This window comes from Bifidobacterium cuniculi (assembly GCF_000741575.1).
In the GTDB taxonomy this organism is placed as follows: domain Bacteria; phylum Actinomycetota; class Actinomycetes; order Actinomycetales; family Bifidobacteriaceae; genus Bifidobacterium; species Bifidobacterium cuniculi.
On record NZ_JGYV01000009.1, the window covers coordinates 79,907 to 105,978 of the forward strand.

Annotated in this window: 17 protein-coding genes, 1 other RNA gene and 3 pseudogenes; 5 read left to right on the forward strand and 16 right to left on the reverse strand. The window is 66.8% G+C overall.

Going from position 1 to position 26,072, the window contains the following annotated elements; genetic code table 11:
• Positions 1-189: 189 nt before the first annotated feature.
• The 4 genes and pseudogenes from BCUN_RS06160 to ptsP form a co-directional block, all read right to left on the reverse strand.
• Positions 190-1,785 carry a C69 family dipeptidase gene (locus BCUN_RS06160; RefSeq protein ID WP_033517767.1) on the reverse strand — a complete coding sequence of 532 codons (1,596 nt, stop codon included), beginning with the start codon at positions 1,783-1,785 and terminating at the stop codon, positions 190-192.
• Between the two features lie 202 nt (positions 1,786-1,987).
• A complete protein-coding gene (locus tag BCUN_RS06165) occupies positions 1,988-3,556 on the reverse strand; it encodes a C69 family dipeptidase (RefSeq protein ID WP_033517765.1) in 1,569 nt (522 codons plus the stop codon).
• A gap of 131 nt (positions 3,557-3,687) precedes the next feature.
• Positions 3,688-4,263, reverse strand: a complete 576-nt coding sequence (locus tag BCUN_RS06170) for a YbhB/YbcL family Raf kinase inhibitor-like protein (RefSeq protein ID WP_081895580.1) — start codon at positions 4,261-4,263, stop codon at positions 3,688-3,690.
• 177 nt (positions 4,264-4,440) lie between these two features.
• Positions 4,441-6,103: pseudogene (ptsP, locus tag BCUN_RS06175) on the reverse strand (phosphoenolpyruvate--protein phosphotransferase).
• A gap of 256 nt (positions 6,104-6,359) precedes the next feature.
• Between ptsP and BCUN_RS06180 the strand changes: the two are divergent.
• Complete coding sequence (locus BCUN_RS06180; RefSeq protein ID WP_033517002.1) at positions 6,360-6,623, forward strand: HPr family phosphocarrier protein; 264 nt, start codon at positions 6,360-6,362, stop codon at positions 6,621-6,623.
• Between the two features lie 93 nt (positions 6,624-6,716).
• On the opposite strand, the gene BCUN_RS06185 is transcribed toward BCUN_RS06180, so the two are convergent.
• From BCUN_RS06185 to BCUN_RS06205, 6 genes are all read right to left on the reverse strand, one after another.
• On the reverse strand, positions 6,717-7,919 hold the full coding sequence (locus BCUN_RS06185; RefSeq protein WP_033517004.1) for a DNA polymerase III subunit delta': 1,203 nt from the start codon (positions 7,917-7,919) through the stop codon (positions 6,717-6,719).
• A 5-nt stretch (positions 7,920-7,924) separates the two neighbouring features.
• A complete protein-coding gene (tmk, locus tag BCUN_RS06190; RefSeq protein ID WP_033517006.1) occupies positions 7,925-8,542 on the reverse strand; it encodes a dTMP kinase in 618 nt (205 codons plus the stop codon).
• A gap of 12 nt (positions 8,543-8,554) precedes the next feature.
• A complete protein-coding gene (topA, locus tag BCUN_RS06195) occupies positions 8,555-11,488 on the reverse strand; it encodes a type I DNA topoisomerase (RefSeq protein WP_033517008.1) in 2,934 nt (977 codons plus the stop codon).
• Positions 11,489-11,922: 434 nt separating this feature from the next.
• Complete coding sequence (locus tag BCUN_RS06200) at positions 11,923-12,993, reverse strand: phosphatase PAP2 family protein (protein WP_081895581.1); 1,071 nt, start codon at positions 12,991-12,993, stop codon at positions 11,923-11,925.
• 41 nt (positions 12,994-13,034) lie between these two features.
• Positions 13,035-13,125: signal recognition particle sRNA small type (gene ffs / locus BCUN_RS11875), an RNA gene on the reverse strand.
• A gap of 133 nt (positions 13,126-13,258) precedes the next feature.
• Positions 13,259-14,401 (reverse strand): inositol-3-phosphate synthase, encoded by a 1,143-nt coding sequence (locus BCUN_RS06205; RefSeq protein ID WP_033517010.1) that lies wholly within the window; start codon positions 14,399-14,401, stop codon positions 13,259-13,261.
• A gap of 257 nt (positions 14,402-14,658) precedes the next feature.
• On the opposite strand from BCUN_RS06205, the gene BCUN_RS06210 reads away from it, so the two are divergent.
• Both BCUN_RS06210 and BCUN_RS06215 read left to right on the forward strand, forming a co-directional pair.
• On the forward strand, positions 14,659-17,073 hold the full coding sequence (locus BCUN_RS06210; RefSeq protein ID WP_081895582.1) for a transglycosylase domain-containing protein: 2,415 nt from the start codon (positions 14,659-14,661) through the stop codon (positions 17,071-17,073).
• A 36-nt stretch (positions 17,074-17,109) separates the two neighbouring features.
• Complete coding sequence (locus BCUN_RS06215) at positions 17,110-17,337, forward strand: hypothetical protein (protein ID WP_152598153.1); 228 nt, start codon at positions 17,110-17,112, stop codon at positions 17,335-17,337.
• A gap of 117 nt (positions 17,338-17,454) precedes the next feature.
• Here BCUN_RS06215 and BCUN_RS06220 read toward each other — a convergent pair whose 3' ends face one another.
• The 5 genes and pseudogenes from BCUN_RS06220 to manA form a co-directional block, all read right to left on the reverse strand.
• Positions 17,455-18,537, reverse strand: a complete 1,083-nt coding sequence (locus tag BCUN_RS06220; protein ID WP_033517014.1) for a LacI family DNA-binding transcriptional regulator — start codon at positions 18,535-18,537, stop codon at positions 17,455-17,457.
• Between the two features lie 114 nt (positions 18,538-18,651).
• Positions 18,652-18,843, reverse strand: a pseudogene (locus BCUN_RS06225) (hypothetical protein); the annotation flags it as partial.
• Between the two features lie 250 nt (positions 18,844-19,093).
• The gene (leuA, locus tag BCUN_RS06230; RefSeq protein ID WP_033517018.1) at positions 19,094-21,007 is read right to left on the reverse strand and encodes a 2-isopropylmalate synthase; all 1,914 of its coding nucleotides are present in this window, start codon (positions 21,005-21,007) and stop codon (positions 19,094-19,096) included.
• 179 nt (positions 21,008-21,186) lie between these two features.
• Positions 21,187-21,807 carry a DUF5701 family protein gene (locus BCUN_RS06235; protein ID WP_033517020.1) on the reverse strand — a complete coding sequence of 207 codons (621 nt, stop codon included), beginning with the start codon at positions 21,805-21,807 and terminating at the stop codon, positions 21,187-21,189.
• A gap of 298 nt (positions 21,808-22,105) precedes the next feature.
• Positions 22,106-23,467, reverse strand: coding sequence for a mannose-6-phosphate isomerase, class I (gene manA, locus BCUN_RS06240; protein WP_033518559.1), 1,362 nt, complete (start codon positions 23,465-23,467; stop codon positions 22,106-22,108).
• Between the two features lie 152 nt (positions 23,468-23,619).
• Between manA and BCUN_RS12560 the strand changes: the two are divergent.
• Positions 23,620-23,868: pseudogene (locus tag BCUN_RS12560) on the forward strand (DUF2530 domain-containing protein); the annotation flags it as partial.
• A 70-nt stretch (positions 23,869-23,938) separates the two neighbouring features.
• Here BCUN_RS12560 and BCUN_RS06250 read toward each other — a convergent pair.
• Entirely contained in the window at positions 23,939-25,108 is a 1,170-nt protein-coding gene (locus BCUN_RS06250) for a sensor histidine kinase (protein WP_238552340.1), read from the reverse strand.
• Between the two features lie 139 nt (positions 25,109-25,247).
• On the opposite strand from BCUN_RS06250, the gene phoU reads away from it, so the two are divergent.
• Positions 25,248-25,928, forward strand: coding sequence for a phosphate signaling complex protein PhoU (phoU, locus tag BCUN_RS06255; protein ID WP_033518561.1), 681 nt, complete (start codon positions 25,248-25,250; stop codon positions 25,926-25,928).
• Positions 25,929-26,072: the final 144 nt, after the last annotated feature.

A 26,072-nucleotide genomic window follows, 5' to 3' on the forward strand; every position in this document is an offset into this window, starting at 1 on the left:
GGGCCGGTCCATAGTCCAGGGGGAGACCATGCCACCTGGACAGAAAGTGTGTCCGAAAACCACTTCAAGCCATTGGAACCATTGGCCTATAACCCGAGATTTCTCACGTGGAAGCAATCACACAAGAAAGCCTCGCCCCCGCCCACGTGGAAGTAACCACACGGGAAAACCTCCCGAAAACCACACGCATCAGTGATCCGAACGGTTGAAACCGTTCCTCATACCCATGCTGGCGGTGAACAGCACCTCGTCGAGCAGCTTGTCGGTGGCGCACTTGAGGCGGTGGGCCATGCGCTCGTTGGCGCTTGCCAGCGCCTTCCTCACGGCGGGCACATGCATCGCCTGGACGATCTGCGCGGGTTCCATGGGCTGCACGTCCGCGGGCACCTCGCCGAACTCGTCCTCCGGCACCTCCTCCAGCTCGACGAGCGTATCCACGAAGGCGTCGGTCTCGTGCACCATGCGGTGGCCCATGGATCCGACCTTCTCCTGGTAGCGTTCCACGGCGTTGGCGGTATCGCCGAAGTGCGCGTCGCACAGCGCGGCGATGATGCGGTTCTCCCAGTAGAAGTTCTCGCTGGTGACGCGGGTCGTGGTGTCACGCAGGTAGGTGGGGGTGTCGTCGACGTTCACGTAGAAGGGCATCAGGGCGTTGAAGGGGTTGGAGCCGTAGGCCATCCACTGCAGGGTACGTGCGCACTGCGGGCGGTAGGGGCGGATCTGGATGACCGCCAGCTGGCTCTGGCGGTTGATGCCGATGGGACGGAACATGCGGCGCGTCTCCTCGGTGCCGAGCTGGCCGTACGGGTCGTAGGGCGTGCCCTGGTAGTGCGAGCTGAGCACGTACTTGACGTCCTCGATGGTGATCTTGCGCTCGGGCTGGCGCGCCCACGGGATGTCGTCGCCGGTGGGCTTGTGGTCGGCGTCGGGGCCGTCCCACACCTCGTCGTAAGGGTTGAGGAAACGCTGCATGACCCAGGCGCGCGGCGTGTTGTACACGTGGTCGGAGTCGGAGTGCGAACCGAAGGCGGACCGCGGATCGAAGGCGCTCAGGCCTTCCACGGACAGGTCGAGGTGGTTCTCCGCGATGAACGCCGGCAGGTCCGGCGAGCACATGTGGTCGATCTGGTCGTTCATGGCGTCGTCGAGGTCGAACTCGTCGATGCCCAGCTGGTTGGGCATGGTCACGTAGGAGTCGTCGGGCACGCGGCGCGCGATCCAGTGGTGGCCGCCGACGGTCTCCAGCCACCAGATCTCGTTGACGTCGGAGAACGCGATGCCGTTCATCTCGTAGGTGCCGTACTCCTCGAGCAGGGCACCCAGGCGCTGCACGCCCTCGCGTGCGGTGCGCACGTACGGCAGCACGATGGTGACCATGTCCTCCTCGCCGATGCCGCCGGCATGTTCGGCCACGTAGCAGGGGTCGCCCTCCTTGCCATGCGCCGGCACGTACTCCACGAGCGGGTCGGCGCCGAGGACGCGTTCGTTGCTGGTGAGGGTCTCCGTGGCGCTCATCGCCACGTTCGCCTCGTTGACGCCGGCCTCTCCCCAGATGCCTTCCTTGAGGTCGGCGTTGGGCACCGCGGTGTACTGCATGGGATCGTCCGGCAGTTCGATGGTCAGGTGGCTCAGGACGCTGGTGTAGGTGCGCGGCTGCTCCTCCGGCTTGACGACGACGAAGCGTTTGGGGCAGAACTCGCCGTTCGCGCTGTCCTCGTTGCGGGCGATGATGGTCGACCCGTCGTAACTGGCGTCCTTGCCGACGAGGATGGTGGTGCAGGTCATATGGTCGTCCTCCTGGTGCCGGAAATGTGTACAGACCGTGAAGATTACCAAAACTCTAGGCCATGTCCCGCGCCTCGGCGTCCGGCGGACCATGATGCGGAACATGGCGGCTCGCCCTTTGGTCAGCCGCGTGGGACGGCACGCGAAGCGGGGGTGGCGACACGACTGCCGCCACCCCCGCTTCGGACCTGCGGCCCATCTGTCAGAAGTCGGCCATGCTGAAGGCGTTCTTCATGTTGACGCTCGTGGCCTGCAGCGCGTTGGCAATCATCGTCTGGGTCTGCGCCTTGAGCTCGTCGGCCATCCGCTGGTTCGCCGCGGCCAGCGTCGCGCGCGCCTCGGCGTTGCGCGTCGCGCGGGTCACGTCGGCGGGAGCCATCGGCTCGACATCGCCCTGGACATCGTCGGACGCCTCGCCGGCCAGCTGCCGGTCGGTGCGGAATAGGTTCTCGTGGCCCAGCGCGGCCACGGCCTGCTTGTAGCCGGCGGTGGCCTCGTGCGTGCCGGCGTAGTCGGAGTCGCCGAGCACGGCGAGCAGTCGGCTCGCCCAGTAGTAGCTGTCGAGCGTGACCTCGGAAGTGGTGTCGCTCACATAGTGCGGCATGGCGTCCACGTTCGCGAAGAACGGCACGGCGGCGTTGAAGGGCGTCGAGGCGAAGGTGATCCAGTGGACCGAGCGGCACGCCTGCGGCGCGTAGGGGCGAATCTGCATGATGGAACGCTCGCAGGTGCGGTTGATGCCGATCGGGCGGAACAGGTGACGCGTGGCGTCGGTGCCGAGCTTGCCGTAGGGGTCGTACTCCGTGCCCTGGTAGTGCAGGGCGAGGATGTAGTCGACTTCCTCGATGGTGATCTTCTCGTCGGGCTGGCGGCACCACGGGATGTCGTCGTCGTGCGGGGTGACATCGGCGTCCGGGCCATCCCAGATCTCGTCGCGCGGGTTGAGCGTGCGCTGCATCATCCAGGCGCGCGGCGTGTTGTACACGTGGTCCATGTCGGAGTGGGAGCCGAAGGCGTGGCGCGGGTTGAACTCGTCCTCGGACTGCCAGTCGAGGTCGAGGTGGTGCAGGCGCATCCAGTCGCGCAGGTCGGCGGAGCACATGTAGTCCTTCCGCTCGCCGTAGGCGTCCTTGAAGTCGAACAGGTCAATGCCCAAGCGGTTCGGGTTGGTCACGTAGCAGTCGTCGGGCACGCGGCGGGCGATCCAGTGGTGGCCGCCGACGGTCTCGAGCCACCAGACCTCGTTGACGTCGGAGAAGCCGATGCCGTTGGATTCGTAGGTGCCGTACTCCTCGAGCAGGTGCCCGAGGCGCTCGACGCCCTCGCGGGCGGAGCGGATGTAGGGCAGCACGATGGTGACGAGGTCCTCCTCGCCGATGCCGCCGGCGCGCTCGGCCACGTAGCCGGCTTCGCCTTCCGTGCCCTTGGCCGGCTGGTACGGCACCAGCGGGTCGGCGCCGAGCACGCGCGCGTTCGTGGTGATGGTCTCCGTGGCGGTCATCGCCACGTTGGCCTCGTTCATGCCGGCCTCGCCCCACACGCCGTCGCTCGTGAAGGAGTTCGGCGTCTCGGAGTACTGCAGCGGGTCGTCGGGCAGCTGGATGGTCAGGTGCCCGTTGACGCTCGTGTACGTACGCGGCTGTTCCTCCGGCTTGACGATGATGAGTTTCTTGTTGTTGAACGAGCCGGGTTCGTCGTCCTCGTTGCGGGCGATGATGGTGGATCCGTCGTAGCTGGCTCCCCTACCGACCAGAATTGTGGTGCATGCCATGTGAGGCCTCTTCCTTATCGATGAGGCGTGCGGCAACGGCCGCGCGCTACTTCAGTGTTCTACCGCAGCGCGCGGCGAAGAGACCCCGAGGAACGTGAATTACTCCACGAGGAAAACGGAAGCGTCCCGGCTCAGGCCTTGCCGATGACGGCCAGGCCACCCGCGTCGCGCACGTCGTGGCAGGCGTCGAGGCGGTGCAGCAGTTCATTGAGCCAGAAGCCCTGCCCTAGGTCGGGCAGCGGCTTGGAGGTGCCCCACACCTGCAGCACATATTCGTGGTCCTTGTCCGGCGGCTGCGGCCCGTTGTAGCGGGCGATGAGCTGCGGATCGTCGGAACGGCCCACGAACTGCGAGGCGGAGGAGTTGCGGCCCTGCAGCGCCTCGGGGATCATCGCGGGCAGCTTGCGCGAGAAGTCAACGGGGATGGACAGCGCGTTCGGGTCTGCGGGATCGAACATGACGGCGTCCACCGGCAGGTTCGCCACGGTCCAGTGGATCCATTCGAAACCGCACACGGGGATGGAGTCGGGGTCGGTGAACTGCCAGTGCAGGTACTTGACCTGCGGGTCGAGCCGTTCGATGGTGAAGGGGAAGGAGATGCAGGGCACGCCGTCGACGCGCGCATCCGCGGGCGCGAGCTTGGCGTATTCGTCGGGAACGACGGAGAAATCAGCGGTAACTAGCATGCTCCCAGTATGGCACAGCATCCATAGGAGAAATTGTTCATTTTTCTGAACAAAAACTTGGGGACGCTGTCCGCATGGGACTGCCTGTCCGGTCCGGCAACGCCATTGCCGGCGTTGCCGGACCGGACAGGCAGTCCCATGCGGACAGCGTCCCCAAGTTTTTGTTCAGAAAAATGAACAATTTCTCCTATGGGCAGCTCAGTCCTCGGTCCAGAACGGCGGCTTGTAGAAGTCGCCGTCGAGAGCCTTGGCGGCCAGCTCCCTGGCCTCCTCCATGGTGTGGGAGGCAAGCTCGGCACGCACGTCGTCCAGTGCGACCGGCGTCATGGACAGCGAGTTGACGCCCAGGCCGGCCAGCACGACGGCCAGGTCCGGGTCGGCGGCGGCCTCGCCGCACACGCCCACCGGCATGCCGTGCTCACGGCCGGCGTCACAGATCATCTTGATCACGCGCAGCACCGCCGGGTGCCAGGCGGTCTGGTAGTTGGACACGGAGCCGAGCGTACGGTCGGCGGCCAGCGTGTACTGGGTCAGGTCGTTCGTGCCGATGGACACGAAGTCGGTGACCTGCGCCACCTTGTCGGCCATCACGGCGATGGACGGCACCTCGGCCATGGACCCCACGAACTTCAGGCCGAAGCTCTTGCCGAGCTTGGTGAAGTACTCGGCCTCCCACTCGTCGGCGACCATCGGCGCCATGACCCACAGGTCGGCGTCGGTCTGGGCGTCGGCGTCCGCGAGCGCCTTGAGCTGGCCTTCGAGGACCTCCTTGTGCTGGGCGAGGGTGCGCAGGCCGCGCAGGCCGAGCGCCGGGTTCGGCTCGTCCTCCGGGGTGGAGGAAGGGCAGCGGCTTGTCGGCGCCGGCGTCGAGCAGGCGGATGACGACCTTCTTCCCGGGGAACTGGGACAGCAGCTCAGCGTAGGCCTTGGTCTGCTCCTCGACGCTCGGCGGCTGTTCGTTGCCGATGAAGAGGAATTCGGTACGGAACAGGCCGACGCCCTCGGCGCCGTACTCGTGTGCGACCTTGGCATCGGACGGCTTGCCGACGTTCGCGAGCAGCGGAATGCGGGTGCCATCGGCGAGCTGGCCGGGCTGGCCGCGCAGTTCCTTCGCCTTGTCGGCCTTCGCCTTGGCCTCATGCGCCTCCTCGACCTGCTCGGCGGTCGGCTCGGTGACGACCTCGCCCTTGGCGGCGTTGACGATGACCTGCTCGCCGTCCTTGAGGTCGATGGCCTCGGCGGCGGACACGACGGCCACGATGCCGCGGGCGCGGCACAGGATGGCGGTGTGCGAGGTGGGGCCGCCTTCGGAGGTGACGATGGCGAGGGTCTTCTTCAGGTCGAGCGCCGTGGTGTCGGCGGGCGACAGGTCCTTGGCGACGAGCACGAAGGGCTCGTCGGACTCGGGCACGCCGGGGGCCGGCAGGCCCATGAGGTTCGCGATGACGCGCTGGCCGACGTCGTGCAGGTCGGCGGCGCGCTCGCCCTGGTAGCCGCCGATGGCACGGAACATGTCCTCGACCTGGCCGAAGCCGTCGAGTACGGCGCGCTCGCCGGTGGCGCCGGCGTCGACCTTGGCCTTGATGTTCGCCGCGAGCGAGGGGTCGGCGGCGAACATGGCGACCGCCTGGAGGATCTCGGCGGCCTGCTTCTGGCCGTCGTCGCCGTTGGCGGCTTCCTCGGCGCGCTTGTTGAGGTCGGCGTTGACGGCGTTGAGCGCCGCGGTGACGCGCTCGTTCTCGGCCTCGGCGGTGATGGACGCGTCACGCGGCTCGTCCTTCGGCTCCGGAAGCGGCTCGGCCATACGCAGCACAGGGCCGACGGCCACGCCGCGCCCGATACCAACACCCTTGAGGATCATTGGAACTCCTTGTTCTGTTTTGCTCTCCGTTTGACGGGATCTCCGGCGGCACTCCTCCCATCCTGCGGTGTTCGTGCGTGACGTCAGCAGCTCCCTTTTTCGTGTTTCCCAGTCTAGTCACAAGGCATGCCGGGCACCTGCCCTTTTTCTGACATGAGCTGACTGACGGTCATCCATGGTATCGTGTGTTTCACTGTCACCGGTGCGCGCCCCTGCATCCGCGCCGCGCCACCATCCATTTTCAAAGGAGCACATCATGGCAACCGCTACCCGTAGCACCGTCATCAACGATCCCGTCGGCATCCACGCCCGCCCGGCCGCGCAGTTCGCGCAGGCCGCCGGCGCCTCCGGCTGCACCGTCACCATCGCCAAGGAAGGTGGCAACGCCGTCGCCGCCGACTCCATCCTGTCCGTGATGGGCCTGGGCGTCAAGCAGGGCGACACCGTCGAGATCACCGTCGAAGGCGACAACGCCGAGGCCGTGGCCGACGAGCTGATCAACACGCTGCTGGCGGTCTGATTCACTATAAGAAATTGTTCGTTTCGCTGAACAAAATCCAGGGGAGGTGCCGGGCGCCTCCCCTGGATTTTGTTCAGCGAAACGAACAATTTCTTATGTCATCCCGCAGAACAGCGCCTCCAGCACCAGCTGCGGGTTGCCGTTGCCGGCCAGGCGCCTCCTGGCGGTCTCCACCTCGTCCAGGGCGTCGATCACCTGCCGGCGCGACAGCCTGGCGGACAGGTCTGTGATGGCTTCGGCATTCTCCAGGTTCACCAGGCCGACCGAGTCCACGGCGTCGTTCTGCAGTACCGCGACGTCGCGGTACACGCTCGCCACGGTGTTGAGCGCACGGTCGAGCACATCGCGCTGCCGGCGCGTGGTCTGGCGGCGTACGTCGTCCTTCTTGCCGATCTGGTTGTAGACGGGCCTGAGGGACGGGGGCACGCGGTCCTTGGGCCCCAGGCCGTTGAGCTGGCGGAAGGCGCGTTCCTCGCGGGCCACGGCCGCCTCCACGGACTGCTTCGCCTGCGCCTTGGCACTTTCCATGAGCTTCTCGGCGAGCAGGATCGCCTGCGACGCCTTGCGCAGGCCCACCAGGCCGACGACGAGCTCGTCACGGTCCCTCAGCACGTCCGAGTTGCCCGCGTACAGCGTCGCGATGCCGATGTGTCCCTCGGCGAGCCGCGCGGCGCGCATCGCGAGCGCATGGTCGGGCCGTACCGGCTGTCCGTCGGCGCCGAGCAGGGAGTTGCCGTCAGCGTCCTCGAGCGTGACGTGTTCCTCGAGATGGCGCGCGACCTGCGCGTCGGAGGGCACGCCCAGCGAGACGATGCGGGTGCGCGAACGGATGGTGGGCAGCACGTCCTCGGCACTCGGTGCGCACAGCAGCCAGATGGTGCGCGGGCTGGGCTCCTCGATTTCCTTGAGCAGCACGTTGGTGGTGCGTTCGAGCATGCGGTCGACGTCCTCGATGATGATGATCCGCCACGGCGCGGTGGTGGGCATCTGCTCGGCGGAGACGATGAGGTCGCGCACGGCGTCGATGCCGATGGTCACCTTGTCGGTGGCGAGAGTCATGACGTCCGGGTGGGTGCCGGCGAGCACCTGGCGGGTGACCCTGGTGGGTTCGTCGCCCAGCCCGTGGTCGGGGCTTTGCAGGGCGGCCGCGAAGGCGCGCGCCACGTTCGACCGGCCGGAGCCGGGAGGCCCGCAGATGAGCCATGACTGGGCGATGGCGGCGCCGTCGCCCGTGCTGACGGCGCGCAGCTGGTCGATGACCTGCTGCTGGCCGACGATGGAATCCCACACACTCATGGGGTTCAGCCAACCAGATTCGCGCTGTCTTCGCAAATCGCGCGGAACAGTCCGGCTGCGGGCAGCGTGGCGTCGAGGGTGAGGAAGCGGGCCGGTTCGCGCTCGGCGAGCGCCAGGAAGGCGGCGCGTGTACGTTCCTGGAAGACCAGGCCTTCGCGTTCCATGCGGTCTGGGCCGCCGTCCATGCGTGCGGCGGCGATGCGCGGGTCGAGGTCGAGCAGGTAGGTGCGCACCGGCCACAGGTCCTGCACGGCCCACACGCTCAGGTTCCGGATCTCGTCGGCGGTCAGTTCGCGGCCGCCCGCCTGGTAGGCCAGGGAGGAGTCGATGTAGCGGTCGGTGATGACGACGGCGCCGCGTTCGAGGGCCGGGACGATGACCTCGGCGGCATGCTGGGCGCGGTCGGCGGCGAACAGCAGTGCCTCGGCGCGCGCATCGATCGGCACATCCGCGTCGGCTCCGAGCAGCAGTGCGCGCAGGCGCGTGCCGAGCGCGGTGCCGCCCGGCTCGCGCGTCACGACGACCTCGCGACCGCGTGCACGCCACCAGTCGGCGAGCAACCCGACCTGCGTGGTCTTGCCGGCGCCGTCGACGCCCTCGAAGGAGATGAAGGTGCCTTGCATGCGCTCCCCCGTTCAGCGCGCCGGGATGACCGGCGGACGGTCGTAGTGGTCGTGTTCGGCCAGGTAGTCGAGATCCTTCTTGACGGTGGCCGCGGTGGTGCCCAGTTCCTTGGCGATGCGCGTGTTCGCCCACCCCTGGTCGGCGAGCGCGCGCACCTTGCCGCGCCGTTCGGTGCGGGCGGCCTCGGCGGCGCTCGGCTTCCTGGCGGCCGTCTTCTTCGCTGGCGACTTCGCCGACTTGGCCGACTTCGCGCCGCCCTTCGCCGCCGCCTTGCGCCCGCGCTTCTTCGCGGGGCCGGCTGCGCGCTTCTCGGCGAGCAGACGGTAGGCGTCCTCGGCGGAGACGGTCTTCGGGTCGTACTGCTTGGGCAGCGAGCGGTTGGTCTCGCCGTCGGTGATGTACGGGCCGTAGAAGCCTTCCTTGATGGTCACGGGCTTGCCGGAGGTCGGGTCCTGGCCCAGTTCGCGCAGCGGCGGCTTGGCGGCGCCGCGGCGGCGGCCGTACTTGGGCTGTGCGAACAGGTCGCGCGCCTGCGCCTCGGTGACGGTGAAGATCTCGTCCTCGCTGCCCAGGGAACGCGTGTCGGTGGAGCCGTCGGCACCGGTCTTGGTCAGGTACGGGCCGTAGCGGCCGTTGTTGGCGCTCACGGTGACTTCGCGCATTTCGCCGGTCTTCGCGTCGGTCTCCTCGTAGCGGCACACTTCGCGCGGCAGCGCCAGCAGTTTCAGGGCATCGTCGAGCGTGAGGGTCTCGGGTTTCATCGACTTGAACAGCGACGCCATCTTCGGCTTCTCGCCGTCCTGGCCGTCCTGGCCGGGCAGCACGAGCGCCACGTAGGGTCCGAAACGGCCGGAGCGCACCTCGACGGTGCCGCCGGTGGCCGGTTCGGTGCCCAGCACGCGCGGGCCGCCGGCGTTGGATGCGATCAGCTCGCGCGCCTTGTCCACGGTCAGCTCGTCCGGGGCGACCGTATCAGGCACGGAGGCGCGCTTGGGGTTGCCTTCGGCGTCCAGGTGCGCGGTGTCCTCCAGGTAGGGCCCGTAGCGGCCGACGCGCACGTTGATGCCATCGCCGATCTCGATGGTGTTGATGGCGCGCGCGTCGATCTCGCCGAGCTGCGCCACCTGCTGCTGCAGGCCCTCGTGCACGTCCTGCTCGTCGCGGGCGGCGTCCTTGCCGGTGCCGAAGTAGAAGGCGGTGAGCCATTCCTTGCCGGTCTCCCGGCCGTGGGCGATCAGGTCGAGGCCGTGTTCCATGTCCGCGGTGAACTGGTAGTCGACGAGCTTGGGGAACTTCGTCTCGAGTAGCTTGGTGACGGCGAAGGCCAGCCAGGAGGGGATGAGCGCGCGTCCCCGCTCGTACACGTAGCCGCGGTCGATGATCGTGGAGATGATGCTCGCGTAGGTGGAGGGGCGGCCGATCTCCTTGGCTTCCAGCGTCTTGACGAGGGATGCCTCGGTGTAGCGGGCCGGCGGCTGCGTCTCGTGGCCGTCCGCCTGCACCTGCGTGGCCGCCAGCTCCTGGCCGTTGGTCAGCGGCGGCAGTGCGTTGTCGTCGTCGCGTTTGGCGTCCCGGTGGTCGCCGAAGACGCGCAGGAAGCCAGGGAACTCGATCACGGTGCCGGAGGTCTGGAAGACGGCCTCGCCCTGCGAGCTGGGGGCGGCGAAGCGCGCCGTGGCGGTCGAACCGGTGGCGTCCGCCATCTGCGAGGCGAGGGTGCGCTGCCAGATGAGCGTGTACAGCTTGAGCTGGTCCGGCGGCAGCGCCGACGCCACCTGCGCGGGGTCGCGGAAATGCGCGCCTGCGGGGCGGATGCACTCGTGGGCCTCCTGGGCGCCCGCCGTCTTCGTCGCGTACTGCCTGGGGCCGTCGGACAGGTACTGGCGGCCGAATTCGCGCTCCACGCTGTCGCGGGCCGCGGCGATGGCCTCGTGGCTCAGGGTGACCGAGTCGGTGCGCATGTAGGTGATGTAGCCGTTCTCGTACAGGCTCTGCGCGGCGCGCATCGTCTGGCGCGAGCTCATGCCCAGGCGGTTGCCGGCGGCCTGCTGCAGCGTCGACGTGGTGAAGGGCGGCAGCGGGCGGCGACGGTACGGCTTCGTCTCCAGGGACGCCACGGTGAAGGTGACGTCGGACAGCTCATCGGCGAGCCGGTCGGCGCCGGCGGCGTCCAGCCGGGCTACGCCGTCGCGCCGCGCAGCGTCGGTGAGCCGGCCGTCGTCGGCGAAGTCCTTGGAACCGGCCACGCGGTGGCCGTCGAGCGAGACCAGGCGCGCCTCGAAGCCCGCCAGCGCCCCCAGCGCGTCAGGTGCCTGCAAGGTGGCGACGACATCCCAGTACGGGGCGCGCACGAAGGCCATGCGTTCGCGTTCGCGCTCCACGATCAGGCGGGTGGCGACGGACTGCACGCGGCCCGCGGACAGGCCGGGGCCCACCTTGCGCCACAGCACCGGGCTGAGCTCATAGCCGTAGAGGCGGTCGAGCACGCGGCGCGTCTCCTGCGCGTCGACCATGTTGCCGTCCACCTGGCGGGTGTGTTCGAGGGAGGCGCGGATCGCCTCGGGCGTGATCTCGTGGAAGACCATGCGCTTGACGGGCACCTTCGGCTTGAGCGTCTGCACCAGGTGCCAGGCGATGGCCTCGCCCTCGCGGTCCTCATCGGTCGCGAGGAAGAGCTCGTCAGCATCCTTGAGTGCGCTGCGCAGCTCCGAGACGGTCTTCCTCTTGTCGGCGCCCACGATGTAGTAGGGGGTGAAGCCGTCGTTGACGTCCACGCCGAACTTGCCGAACTGCGCCTTCTTGTCCGCCGGCACCTGGCTGGGCTGCGCCAGGTCGCGGATATGACCCACCGAGGCGAGCACCCGGTACTCCTTGCCCAGGTACCCACCGATCTTCTTCGCCTTGGCCGGTGACTCGACGATGACGAGCTTGCTGCCGGTAGCCATGTTCCGCTCCTTACCCTTGGTTACGACGTCATCATACTCAGGCCGTTCTCAAAGCTTCGCGGACGGCCCACCACCCCATGGCCATGAGTCGGCGGGCTCCCGCTCGACACGCTTCCCGCGGACCTCTCTGCCTACCCTGCCTATGAAGGGTGGGTTAACACGGAAAGGCCAAGTATGCCCCTTGGCATTCCAACCTTTTCGTCATCTCCTACCCAACCTGTCCGCGCTAACCCACCCCGCATAGGCCCATATAAGCCCATCCTGGGGGTTATGACCGGGTCACAACACACAGCCACCGGATACACCATGCTGCACAGTGCCACGCATCTCCATATGCCCATATGCGTCAAGGCGACGTGCAACGTGCCGTCAGTCTGCGGCATCCCCCACGCGGATCGCACCGAGATTCTGTCGCGACGTCTCTCCGCATTGGTTCAGGACTTCACCGGCGGGGCGGGCGGAGCGCCGATCAGCCCCAGGCGCGTCAGCGGCGCCGCGGTCAGCTGGCGCATCATGAGCACCATGCCGTTGACTAGCGCCGCCGAACCGAAGACCATCGCGGTGCTGGCGGCGCAACTGCCCGAGATCGCCCAGGCGGAGGCGAACAGCAGGCCGTCGGACACCTGCCAGAGCACGTAGGCGCCGTAGGCGAAGGCGCAGATGCCGAGCGTGATCAGGCACGTCGCGCAGATCTGCACGCTCGGCGAGGACACCCGGTCGCCGGTGCGGTCCATGCCGCTGCGCCGCGTGCACGCCAGGGCCGCCATCATGAGCGCGCCGGCCAGGAAGACCGCCATGACCACGTCGCAGGGCCGGTGCCAACGGCCGGCGATCACGGAGCAGCCGACGACGACGGTGAAGAGCGTGGAGACGAGCGTGCCGACCGCGCGCCAGGCGTGCGGTAGCGCGCACAGGAGCGCCAGGCCGGCGGCCGCCGCGAGCATGGTGTGGCCGGAGGGCGCCGAGTTGGCGGCGTTGGAGTCGACGTGGACGAGCAGCGGGCGCGGCAAGACCGGCTTGAGGATGCGGCTGGCGAGGAAGGCGAGGGCGGCGAAGGCGGCGAGCTGGCCGAGCAGCCACCAGCGGCGGCGCACGGCGGCCACCACGGCCCCGACGGCCCCGAGTGCCAGGGAGACGGCGACGACGGCCACGGACCGGATGCCGGCCAGCGGCAGCCAGGAGGGCAGCGTGGACGCGTAGTTCATGATGGCCAGGTCCTCGAAGCTCTGGCCGGCGGCGGTGCGCACGCCGAGCCAGTAGGCGGCCGCGGCGATTGCGGCGAAGGCCAGCGTGAAGAGGATGCACAGCACGATGCTCGAGGTGCGCGGGCGGCGCTCCAGCGGATCCGGTGCGCGCAGGCCGTGCTCGGTGCCGTCCTCATCCGCCTCGTCGACGGTGACGGTCGGCGTCGGCGTGTGCGGCGCGGGTTGCTCCAGGACGTCCCACGTCGGCGTGTCGGGGCTCTCGGGTGTTGCTGGATTCGGTGATGCTTGCTGGTCGCTCATGCCTACGACTGTACGGGGAACGCTGAACGAACGCAGGTATGGAAAAACCTCCGCGCACCCACCAGAGGCCACTTACCCTTGCTGCATTCCTGCCCTGGGGGGATTGGGTGACGTAGTGCCACGCGGAGGCGAGTACCCAGTATACACGGGTGGGGGACCAAGTGTAGCGGCTGCTGTAGCCCCGTGAGAAATTGTTCATTTTTTTGAACAATTTCTCACGGAAGTCCCACGGAAGCTCATGGAAGCAGGCGTGGGGGCGCTGCCCTCAGGCCTTCCACACGTCCTTGCCGTCGGCCTTGGCCTTGGCGACGTCGGCGTCGAGCTGCTCCTCGTTCGCCTCGACGTTGCCGGCGATGAACTCCTCGACGAGCTGGCGGGCCTCGTTGTCCTCGTGCTGCACTGCCGGGGACTTCATGAAGTAGGAGGACGGTGCCAGGATCGGGCCGGCCAAGCCACGGTCGAGGGCGATCTTCGCGGCGCGCAGGGCGTCGATCACGATGCCGGCGGAGTTCGGGGAATCCCACACCTCGAGCTTGTACTCCAGGTTCAGCGGGACGTCGCCGAAGGTCGTGCCCTCGAGGCGCACGAAGGCGAACTTGCGGTCGTCGAGCCATGCCACGTAGTCGGACGGGCCGATGTGCACGTTGTAGGGGTCCATGTCGTGCGGCACCACGGAGGTGACGGCGCGGGTCTTGGAGATCTTCTTGGATTCCAGGCGGGAGCGCTGCAGCATGTTCATGAAGTCCATGTTGCCGCCCACGTTGAGCTGGTAGGTGCGGTCGAGGCGCACGCCGCGGTCCTCGAAGAGGCGGGCCATCACGCGGTGGGTGATGGTGGCGCCCACCTGGGACTTGATGTCGTCGCCCACGATCGGCACGCCGGCGTCACGGAACTTCTGCGCCCATTCCGGGTCGGAGGCGATGAACACCGGCAGGCAGTTGACGAAGGCGACGCCCGCGTCCATGGCGGCCTGGGCGTATGCCTTGTCGGCCTCCTCGGAGCCCACGGGCAGGTAGGAGATGAGCACGTCGACCTTCTTGTCGCGCAACACCTGTGCCACGTCGACCGGCTCGGCGTCGGACTCCTCGATCATCTGGCGGTAGTACTCGCCCAGGCCGTCGTAGGTCGGGCCACGCAGCACCTCGACGCCCAGCTCGGGCACGTCGGCGAACTTGATGGTGTTGTTCTGGGATGCGCCGATGGCCTCGGACAGGTCCTTGCCGACCTTGGCGGCGTCCACGTCGAAGGCGGTCACGAACTCGATGTCGCCGACGCGGTACCCACCGAAGTTGTTGTGCATCAGGCCCGGGATCTTGTCATCGTCCGCGGTGTCCTTGTAATATTCCACGCCCTGCACCAGCGACGAGGCACAGTTACCCACGCCGGCGATGGCCACACGAATGCTCATGATTGAAACGACTCCTCTGAATTGCGTGCGTGTATCCGCCTATAAGCATACCGTCACGTCCAACGAACAGAAGCTACGGCAGTTCTCCAACATAGCGCAAGAGTCGGAAAACCTACGATACCGTCGGTTGGGCATGTTCCGCGGCGCCGACGGTTTGCCCAGAGAAAAACCGCATGAGGCTTGACGGCAAGCGCCGGGCGGGGTATCGCGCGCGTGCGTCCGCGCTTTTCTCAGGACAAACGGTTACCGTTGTATGCATGGCTTCACAAACACGTACAGCGTCTTCGACCACGCGCCGCCGCCACGCGAGCCCGGCCCCCGGCACCCGCAAGGGCGGCAACGGCAGCAAGGGGAACCCCGGCAAAAGCGGCAAGAACGGCAAGAAGCAGCACAAGGGCCTGTGGTGGAAGATCCTCCTGGGCGTCATCGGCACCATCCTGGTGATCGGCATCGGCCTGTTCGCCTACCTCTACGCCACCACGGAAATCCCGCAGCCCGAGAAGGTCGCCGTCGCGGAGAAGACGACGATCTACTACAGCGACGGCACCACGCCGATCGGCACCATCGCCGAGCAGAACCGCGAGATCATCGACTGCTCGGTGCTGCCACAGTACGTGGGCAACGCGATCGTCGCCTCCGAGGACCGCTCCTTCTATACCAACAAAGGCATCGACATCACCGGCATGGCGCGCGCGCTGATCAACAACCTGACCAAGGGCACGCGCCAGGGCGGTTCGACGATCACGCAGCAGTATGCGGAGCGCTATTACCTCGGCGAGACCACCTCCTACGCCGGCAAGGCGCGCGAAGCGATCCTGGCCATGAAGATCGCGGCCACGCAGGACAAGCAGCAGGTGCTGTGCAACTACATGAACACGATCTACCTGGGCCGCGGCGCCTACGGCATCCAGGCGGCCGCGCAGGCGTACTTCGGCAAGGATGCCAAGGACCTGACCGTGTCCGAGGCGGCCATGATTGCCGGCATCATCCCCGCCCCCAGCAGCTGGGACCCGGAGACCAACCCGGACCAGGCCAAGCAGCGCTTCGAGCGCGTGATCAACATCATGAAGGAGGACGGCTACATCACCGAGCAACAGGCCGAGGAAGCGAAGTTCCCGGAAGTCAAGGCCTACACGCTGAGCAATGACTTCGCCGGCCCCAACGGCTACCTGATGACCACGGTGGAGAACGAGCTCATCGACTCGAAGGCCTTCACCAAGGACGACCTCGAGTCGGGCGGCTACCAGGTGGTCACCACCCTCGACGCCACGATGCAGAAGGAGGTGCAGGAAGTGGGCGACGAGCGGCCGGAGGGCATGCCCGAGACCCTGCAGGTGGGCGGCATCGCCGTGGACCAGTCGACGGGTGCCGTCAAGGCCATGTACGGCGGCAGCGACTACCTGGACAAGCAGCTCAACAACGCCACCCAGGCCACCTTCCAGCCGGGTTCGACCATGAAGCCCTTCGGCCTGATCGGCGCCGCGCAGGACGACGTGAGCTTCAACACCCTCTTCAACGGCAATTCGCCGGTGGAGTTCGAGACCACCCCGGGCGTGTACGCGGAAGTGCCGAACGCACTGAACATCAGCTGGGGCAACATCAACCTCAACCAGGCGACGGCGAACTCCGTGAACACGGTGTTCATGAACGTCAACGAGCACCTGACCCCGGAACGCTACGCGCAGATCGCGCATGACGCCGGCATCAGCGGCGACATCCAGACGGACACCCTGTACAACATCCTGGGCATCAACTCGCTGACCGTGTGGGACCTGGCGCAGGGCCACTCGACCATCGCCAACTCGGGCACGAAGAACACCCTGCACGTGGTGGACCGCGTGACCAAGGACGGCCAGGACATGTACACGCCGAACCTGGAAACCACGAAGGTGTTCGAGGAGAACGACTGCGCACTGACCATCAACGCCATGCTGGGCACCACCGTCAACGGCACCGCGGCGGGCACCTCCGCCACGCTGGGACGCCCCGTGGCCGGCAAGTCCGGCACCGCGAACGACGAGACCGCCGCTTCCTTCGTGGGCTACACCCCGCAGCTCATGAGCGTGTGGGCCATCTGGAACCCGGGCGAGAACGGCGAGAACCAGGTGGTGCCCGAGTTCGCCGGCTACGGCGTGAGCTCCACCGGCTACCCGGCCCACCTGTTCACCGAGTTCATGTCCCGTGCCATGGAAGGCCAGCCCGTGGAGCAGTTCCCGACCGCCACGGACGACGGCAAAATCGGCGGCCCGGACGGCGACTGGGGCCTGGGCGGCACGAAGGTGACCTCCACCCCGAGGGCCCAGCCAAGCCAGTCCGCCGAACCTTCCGAATCCCCCTCGGCCAGCGCCTCCCCCAGCGAGACCGCCACCGACAAGCAGCCCAGCCCCGCGCCGACCACGAGCGAACCCACCGAGGAACCGTCGCAGACCGCCGAACCGACGGGCGACGCCAACGGGCACCCCGACGGAACCGACCGACGAACCCACGCAGCAACAGCAGCCGAGTGCGCCGGCTACGCCGTGAGAGGCTGTGCCCACCTGAGAAATTGTTCGTTTTTTGAACAAAAACTTGGGGCCGGACGTCCCCGGGACCCATCAGGAGGCGCCGATCGGGTTGTGTGCCGATTGTTGGTGTGTGGGTATGGGAAAGGGTCATCGCCTAGAATTCCGTAAAAGCATACATTCAAGATTCCAGGGAGATGACCCCTGATGGACAGGGTAGTCGATAGCGATGTCATGACCTTCGAGCAGATGCCGTTGGACGCGGACGGCTGCGTGGATTCCAGCCGTCCGGCAGTGCGCCCGGTACAGGACTGTTCGTGGCAGCGGTGCGTGGTGCACCTGGAACGTGACGTGATGGGCAGGATCCGTGGCCGCAAGGACGACATGCGACAGGCGAGGCAGATCATCGAGCAAGCCATCCGGCAGGCCGCCTGAACGATACAATCAAGACGATGCCCCGACCCAACCTGCACCAACATTTGAAACACCATCCCGAAATCTCTCAGGGGGAAGCCTGACGGAGGAAAACATGCAGGAAAACTACCGGGAGCCCTACGCCTGCGGCACCCTCGTGGACTCCCTCACCACCAAAGTGGAAGGCACCTGGCGGTACTCCCTGTGCGTGACGGGGTCCTCCTGGCCGTCGGTGCCCGCGAAGAGGCGCTCGCCCGACTGGACGCCGTCGATGCGGTCCTTGAGCGTGCGCACCGCCAGGCGCGCCACCTCGTCCAGGCCCGGCGAGATCGAGGTGAGCGCCGGCGAGAGGTACTTGGAGTCATCGGAGTTGTCGAAACCGATGACGGCGATGTCCCCGGGAATGCGGTAGCCGTGCATCTGGATGGAGTGCATGACGCCGGAAGCGAGCATGTCGTTGAGCGCCACCACGCCGTCGGGCACGATGCCGGAGTCGAAGAGCGTGTCCATGGCCGCCTCGCCGTCCACGCGGTGCCACATGCGCGACGGCACCACGAGCCGCTCGTCATAGTCGATGCCCGCATCGAGCAACGCCTCGCAGTAGCCTTGGAAGCGCAACGCCGCCGAACCGACGCGCTCGCCCGGATGGGTGCCGATGACCGCAATGCTGCGGCACCCCGTCTCCAGCAGGTAGGTGGTCGCCTTCTTGGCACCCTCCACGTTCTCCGTGGCGATGTGGTCGACCTCGTTCGTGAAGACGCGTTCGCCGAGCAGCACGAGCGGATAGTCCACCCGGAACTCCGCGATGTCCTCCTGGCCGAGCTCCAGCGGGCTGAAGATGAGACCGTCGACCATCGTGGACTGCAGGCCGTGCAGCACGTTGAGCTCCTCCTCGCGCGAGTAGAGCGTCGGCTCCACCAGCACGCGCAGTCCCAGCTTCTTCGCCTCCTCGATCACCAGCGACGACAGCTGCGCGAAGTACGGCATCTGCAGGTCGGGGATCGCCAGGGCGATAAGGTTCGCCTGGCCAGTGCGCAGCGAGCGCGCGGAGACGTTGACGGAGTAGCCCAGCCGGTCGATGGCCGCCTGCACCTTGGCGCGCGTGGCGTCGGACACGAACTCGTAGTCGTTGATGACGTTCGACACCGTCTTGATGGACACCCCGGCCTCCCGGGCCACGTCACGCATGGTGACCGCACGTTCGCCTGCCTGCCTGGCCATGGTCGTACCCCATTCCCTGATCCTTCGCGCCGGCCGCCCCGGCCGCGCACCGCTGCATGTTGCCTTCGACGATACCACCGTCCGGGCGCCGGGCAGTGCCCGGACGCCCGCAAATCAGCGCACGACGATGGACATCGTCACCTGCCGGCACGCCGGGTCGAGCTCCTCGTCGGCCTGCATGTCCATTACAGGCATGCCGTCCGCCGCCCAGTGCACGCGGCGCACCTGCACGTCACGCCCGCCGTACCGGCCGTTCTCGTATTCGGCGGCGTGGAAGACGTAGATGAGGTTGCCGTCCTCGTCGTGCACCTGTGTGTTCGGGCCTTCGGCGATGAGGTTGTCCCAAGCGAACTCCGGCACGACCAGCTGCACCGGCTGCGCGGCATCGTCGCGCATGAGAAATCTCTCGTTTTTCCGTGACTTTTCTCGGGGCTCCTGAAAATCAAAGCGGATACCCGGTCGGGGCCAATCCCGACCGGGTATCCGCTTTGATTTTCAGGAGCCCCGAGAAAAGTCACGGAAAAACGAGAGATTTCTCATGGGGCGCACGCAGCGCCTACCGCGCCGAACGGTTCACGGCGGAGATGATCGCCTTCAGGGAGCTCGTGATCGTCGAGGAGTCGATGCCGACGCCCCAGACCATGCGCTTCTCCTCGTCCTCCATGCCGACTTCGCACTGCACGTAGGAGGCGGCCTTCGCGTCGCTGCCCACGGGCATCGTGTGCTCGGCGTAGTCGAGGACGGTGGCCTCCACGCCGAAGCTCTTCACGGCGTTGAGGAAGGCGTCGATCGGGCCGTTGCCGCGGCCTTCGATGTGGCGGGTCACCTCGGGTTCGGCGCCCACGTTGATGCCGCGGTCGAGCACGGTCGCGGTCAGCTGGGTGTCGGAGCCGTCCTCGCCGGAGGACATGCTCACCTTGAGCAGCTTGAGGCGTCCCCACTGGTCGAGGCTCTCGTCCGGGTGGTCGCTGGCCGCCGCACCCGCGTCGGTCGCGCCGGACTCGCCCACCGGCAGGTACTCGTCCTTGAAGAGGCGCCAGATGTCCTCGTCCTTGACTTCCTTCTTCGTGGCGTCGGCGTGCTGCTGCACCACGTGCTCGAACTCCACCTGCAGCTTCTTGGGCAGGTCGAGGTTGTGGTTCGTCTTGAGCAGGTAGGCCATGCCGCCCTTGCCGGACTGCGAGTTGACGCGGATGATCGCCTCGTAGGAGCGGCCGATGTCCTTCGGGTCGATCGGCAGGTAGGGCACGAGCCACACGAAGTCCTCCAGCTTGACGCCCTGCATGTCCGCGGCGACCTCGCGCGCCTCCAGGCCCTTCTTGATGGCGTCCTGGTGGGAACCGGAGAAGGCGGTGAACACGAAGTTGCCCGCGTAGGGGTGTCGCTCGGACACCTTGAGCTGGTTGCAGTACTCCACGGTGCGGCGGATCGTGGGCATGTCCGACAGGTCGAGCTGCGGGTCGATGCCCTGGGTGAGCAGGTTCAGGCCGATCGTCACCAGGTCCACGTTGCCGGTGCGCTCGCCATTGCCCAGCAGGCAGCCCTCGATGCGGTCCGCGCCGGCGAGCATGCCGAGCTCGGCGGCGGCCACGCCCATGCCCTCGTCGTTGTGCGGGTGCAGGGAGAGGACGACGGCGTCGCGGTCCTGCAGGTTGTCGGAGACGTACTCCACTTGGTCGGCGAAGACGTTCGGCGTGGTCATCTCCACGGTCGCCGGCAGGTTGATGATCATCGGGTGGTCGACGGTCGGCCTGATCACGTCGATCACCGCGTTGCACACCTCCACAGCGTAGTCGGGTTCGGTGCCGGTGAAGGACTCCGGGGAGTACTCGTAGTACATGTCGATGCCCTCGGCGTCGCCCTCCAGCTCCTTGCACAGCTTCGCCGCGTCGGTGGCGAGCTGCTTGATGCCCTCGCGGTCCTTGCGGAACACGACCTCGCGCTGGAGTACGGACACGGAGTTGTAGAAGTGCACGATGGCGCGCTTGCAGCCCTTGAGGCACTCGTAGGTCTTGCGGATGAGGTGCTCGCGGGCCTGGGTGAGCACCACGATGGTCACGTCGTCCGGGATGAGCTCACGTTCGATGAGCATGCGGATGAAGTCGTAGTCGGTTTCCGAGGCGCTGGGGAAGCCGACCTCGATCTCCTTGAAGCCCATCTCGACGAGCATGTTCCAGAACCGCAGCTTGCGCTCGGAGTCCATGGGGTTGACGAGGGCCTGGTTGCCGTCGCGCAGGTCCACGGAGCACCAGCGCGGCGCGCGCGCCAGGCGCCTGTCCGGCCAGGTACGCTGCGGATAGTCGAAGGGCACCTGCTTGTCGTAGGCCACGTACTTGTGGTAGGGCATGGCGCTGGGCTTCTGCGGGGCGCCGATGAACCGTGCCGGAGGCAGCAGCGGGTCGTTGTTCCCTCCGTTGGACGCCGCAGCCGCGGCAGCGAGATCAAACACCGATGATTGATCCTGACCCATCACTCCTCCTTCTGTCTGTATGTCGACTCTTGTGGTTGGCGCGCATGGTCATGCGCAAGGGTCTACGTTATACAGCCTAGCGAAGGAAGCCCCGCGAAACGTCCGTATCCTGAGCAATTCGCACAGGTGTTTTACAAACCTCGTGTATAGGGGCGTACGCGACAGTGCGGCCGGCAGGGTCAGTTGATGAGGTTGACGCCGCGGCGCGCCATGCAGTAGGCGTTGCCGAGCCAGGTGTGCCGCGAGTTGGGCCACACGGCACCCAGGCGCGGGGCGTTCTGGCTCATCCAGATGCTGGGCACGCGGCCGTCGGCGCTGCGCGAGCCGAGCAGGTTGAAGCCGTTCTTCTCGAGCAGCCATTCGGGGTGCTGCGTGGCGATGGCGAGTCCCTCCTCCAGGGTCAGGGGGATGCGCTCGTCGGATTCGATGAGCTTGCGTGCCACGTCCGGCTCGCGGTTGACGTAGCAGGTGCCGGTGTGCGGTTCGACGACCAGGTAGAAGGGGCCTTCCGGCGGTTCGAAGCCGTCGGTGGGCAGGAAGCTGACGATGTCACGCGGCGGCATGGTGGTGAAGCCGGCCATGCGGTTGATGCTGGTACGGGCGATGAGCGACTCTGGGGTGACCAGCTCGCGCGTGGGCACCAGGAGGATGTCCTCACCCAGGTCGGAGTCCTCGAGTGCGTTGATGAGCGGCTGTGCCAGCGCGCGGAAGGAATCCGCGCCCATGTCCGCCACGTCCGGGTACCCGAGGGCCACGATGCGGTCCAGCTGCTTGCGTGCTTCAATCGATGCCGTTGACATGGTGCCCAGTGTACGCGCCTACTGGAAATCTGTCGTTGTTCCGTGGCCGTTCCCGGGACTCCTGTAATTAAATAATTAAAGCGGGCACCCGGTCGGCGGCGATTTCTGAATTAAAGCGGGCACCCGGTCGAAGAACATTTTTTGTTCTTCGACTGGGCGCCCGCTTTAATTCAGAAAACGCTTCCGACTGGGTGCCCGCTTTAATTCGTGAAGTGTCCCCGACTGGGTGCCCGCTTTAAGTGCGGAAACCCCCGGAAACAGCCACCGGACAACGGGAAATTCCCCTGTCAGGTCCATGTCAGAACGGCGTGGACGCCATGAGGTACGAACCCTCTGGGGCGGCCTCCCCGCCGGCGACGGGCTCCACGTGGGCCCAGCCATCGCTCGCGGGCACGAAGACCGCGTCGCCTTGCCGCAGGATGCGTTCGTCGCGCTCGCTTACGCAGCGGACCGCACCCTGCGTGCACACCACCACGCGCGGGCCACGGTGGGGGAAGTACCCGTGCCCCGTCACCTGCTGGACGAGCCGGTCGTAGCGGCGCGCCAGGCGCGACACCAGCGGCCATGGGCCGTGCGCCGCATCCACATGCCCGTAGGCGAGCACATATTCGCTCACGCCGGGCCGGTAGAAGACCACGTCGCCGGCCAGGAAGGCGGCCAGCCGCGAATCCGAGGGGTCCACCGGCGAGGACGGCTTGCAATCCACGCAGTGCAGCAGATTCGGGATGTCCTTGTACTTGACGGTCATGCCGGCGCGCAGCACGTTGTCCGAATTCGTCATGATCTCGGCACCCATGCCATGGATGTAGGCATGGGGCACGCCGGTGGGCAGGAACACGGACTCGCCTTCCTCCAGTTGCACCGGGTTCATCATGAGCAGCGCCAGGACGCTCGGGTCGCCCGGGAATGCGTCCGCGGCCTGCAGGGTGAAATCGCAGGCGAGACGGGTGCGCTCATGGTCGGCCGTCCGCATGGAACACAGCAGGTCGTCGCGCAACTCGCCGGAATCCAGGCAACCCGCGGTCACCGCCGTGTGGAAGGCGCGGAACACCCGCTTGCGGTGCTCGGGCCAGACAATGGCGTCCACCGGAAGCATGCGGTCGGCGGCGTCGAATTCCCCTTCCGCCCCGTTGCCCTGCAATGCGCGAATCATCCGCTGCGCCACGGGCGAGCGCAACCCCTCCAAGTTGCGCAGGGCGAAGGAGCGGCCGGCAAAGCCCACGCTGGCCTGGAAGGGTTCGAGCGCGACGACCATCTCGCTTTTGGCGTTCATGTCCTTGAAGGATCGTTCGGGCGCGTCGAGGGGCACGTGGCGCAGGTTCTCGGCATTGTAGCCGGCCCTGGCCTGGAATCCCACGGGGTGCACCTGCAGGGACAGGGGCCGCTGGGCGCAGATCAGCTTGAGCAGGAAGGGCAGCTGGGGGCCGAACTGCGTGACGCCCCGGGTTCCGACCATGCCGTCTGGGTCCTCGCCGATGGCATGAGTGAGGGGCACCGCCCGACCGTCGATCTCCACCGTGGAGGGCGACTGGGGGTGCCCGCTGTACCACATTTCCGCCAACGGCTTCTCCCGGGCGACTTCGGGGAGGTGGAACAGCCGCTGCAGGTGTTCGTTCGATCCCCACGCATACTGCTTGGGTACAGGGAGGATCGTGTACACGCTGGTTTCCTTTCGCTGGCGGCATGGCGGGGACGGTCCCGTCCACTCGGGCTCATTGTACGCGAAACGCCCCATGCGTCCCAGTCCGCGCCGTGAATATCAGCCTCGGGGATGAGCGACGGGCGGTCTGGCGATGCGTTAGGGTTATGGGTATGAAATTTGCCCCGATCCTTGATCCCCATGTGCGTCGCCCCTCCCCCAAGCCGATGCAAGTGGATTTGCGCAAGGCGTTCCTGTTGGGCATCCTGCTGTGGTCCATCGCCTTGGTCGGTTCGCTCTGCCTATGGCTGTTGGGGCACATCCAATGGTTCGAGAGGGCGTCGATCATCTGCGGCTTCGGCATCGTCCTCGGTCTGGCCATGCTCGTCTGGGAGCATTTCGACCGCTGGGACTACCGGCGCTCGGCAAGTGAGTCACCCAGCGGCAGCACGAGGCTGAAGGTGCTGCCCTGCCCCGGCCTGCTCCACACGTTCACGCCGCATGGTGGGTGAGCGCCACGTGCTTGACGATGGCCAGGCCCAGGCCGACGCCCTCGCCCGTCCTCTCGTTCTGCCGCGAACCGCGGTAGAAGCGTTCGAAGATGCGGTCCTGTTCGCGTTCGGGGATGCCGGTGCCCCGGTCGATGACCCGGACGACGGCGTCGTGGCCATCGGGCGACCTGCCGACCGTCACGCTGACCGTCGCCCCCTGCGGCGAATAGTCGAGCGCATTCTCCAGCAGCTTGCCGATGGCCGCGCGGATCTGCGACGCGTCACCGTGGACGGTCAGCGACGTGTCGCCGCTGACCTTCACCTGCTGGCCGTGCGCCGACGCCCGCTCCTGCACGAGGCCTGCCGCCGACTCGACCTCGGCAAGCAGCGCCAACTGGTTGTCGCCGCTGGGCACGACCTGCTCCTGGGCCTTGATCAGCAGGAGCAGGTCGCGCACCATGTGGTTGACGTAGCCGATGGTGCGCCGCACGTTGCGCGCGTCCTGGCGGACCTGCGCGGCGTCGCCGTGTTCCAGGCGTTCCGCCAGGTGCGCGAGTTCCTCGCTGGGCCGCAGCAGCTGTTCGGAGACGTTCGTGATGAAGTCGTCGCGCACCTGGTTGAAACGCACCGTCTCGCTGACGTCGGCGAGCAGGACGACCACCAGATGCGCGTTGATGCGGCCGACGGTGACCTTGACCCAGTTCGGCCTGCTCACCGCCACGCCTTCGTCGTGGGCGAAGGCGGGCGGCGTGGCGGTGGTGATGTCGAGGTGCTGCCGGCCGCCGTGTTCCTGCACAGCGCGTACGGCGGCGGCCACGCGGTCGTCGGTGATGGTGTCGTCGTTGACGATGCCCAGGCGCGCCGCCTCCGGGCTGGCACGCAGCACCTCGCCGGTGGAGTCGACGACGATGGGGGCGTCGGAGATCATGGCCAGCAGTGCGGCGGCCTCGTCGTCGAGGTCGTCGTCCTCGTCGTCCTCGTCGTCACGGTCGTCGGCGTGTCGGTGAGGCAGGCGGTCGGACAGCCAGTCGCGCCAGTCGACGCCGCGCGTGATCCGCGACAGCAGCGGCGCGATGGTGTCGCCGAGCATGACCAGGACGCCCAGGACGACGGCGATGGCGACGAGCACGAATGCGACGACGATGACGGTCAGGGTGAAATCATGCGGCATGCTTCCCATTGTGGCATGTCCCGTGCCGTGCACGTGGTTTTCCGCTGCCGCTGGAGTTCGGCGGCTGCATCCTCTACACTGAAGGCACCGATGGGGTCCATTCCCGAATCCGTACGGAACTGATGTGAAAGGCGGGCAGATGCGCGTTATCTTCAATGAAAGCCTTAAGGCGGTCGCCGACGACCTCGACCGCATGGCATGCAATGTACGCGATGCGATCCGTGGCGCCGGCAAGGCCCTGCTCGACCAGGACATCGATGCCGCGCAGGCGGTGATCGACCATGACGCCGAGGTCGATGCGCTCTCCACCAGCATCGTGGACAAGTGCGTGGAGCTCCTCGCACGCCAGAACCCGGTGGCGACGGACCTGCGCGTGATCGTGTCCACCATGCGCCTGTCCATCACCTTCGAACGCATGGGCGACCTGGCACGGCACATCGCGGAGGCGGCGCGGCGCACCTACCCGGAGTCCCCTCTGCCGGCCGATGCCGTGGACACCTTCCGCAGGATGCAGCAGTTCCTGGAGATGACCGCCGACCGCCTCGTGCAGATGCTCGCCGACCGTGACACGCACGTGGCCGACCAGATTATCCGCGACGACGACCAACTTGACGAACTGCACCTCAAGACCATGCGGATGGCACAGTCCGAGGACTTCGTGGGCACCAACCAGCAGCTCATCGACGTGGTGCTCATCGGCCGCTTCATGGAGCGCCTGGGCGACCACGCCGTCTCCGCCGCCCGCCGCGTGGTCTTCATCGTCTCCGGCTTCGACCCGAGCAAGGAGCCGGCACGCGACGAGGGCACGGACATCGACTGACATTCCCCTTGGAAACCTCTCGTTTTTCCGTGACTTTTCTCGGGGATTCCGAAATTAAAGCGGGCACCCGGACGGGGGTGAATCCCGACTTAAAGCGGGCACCGGGTCAAAGAACTCAAAAGTTCTTTGACCCGGTGCCCGCTT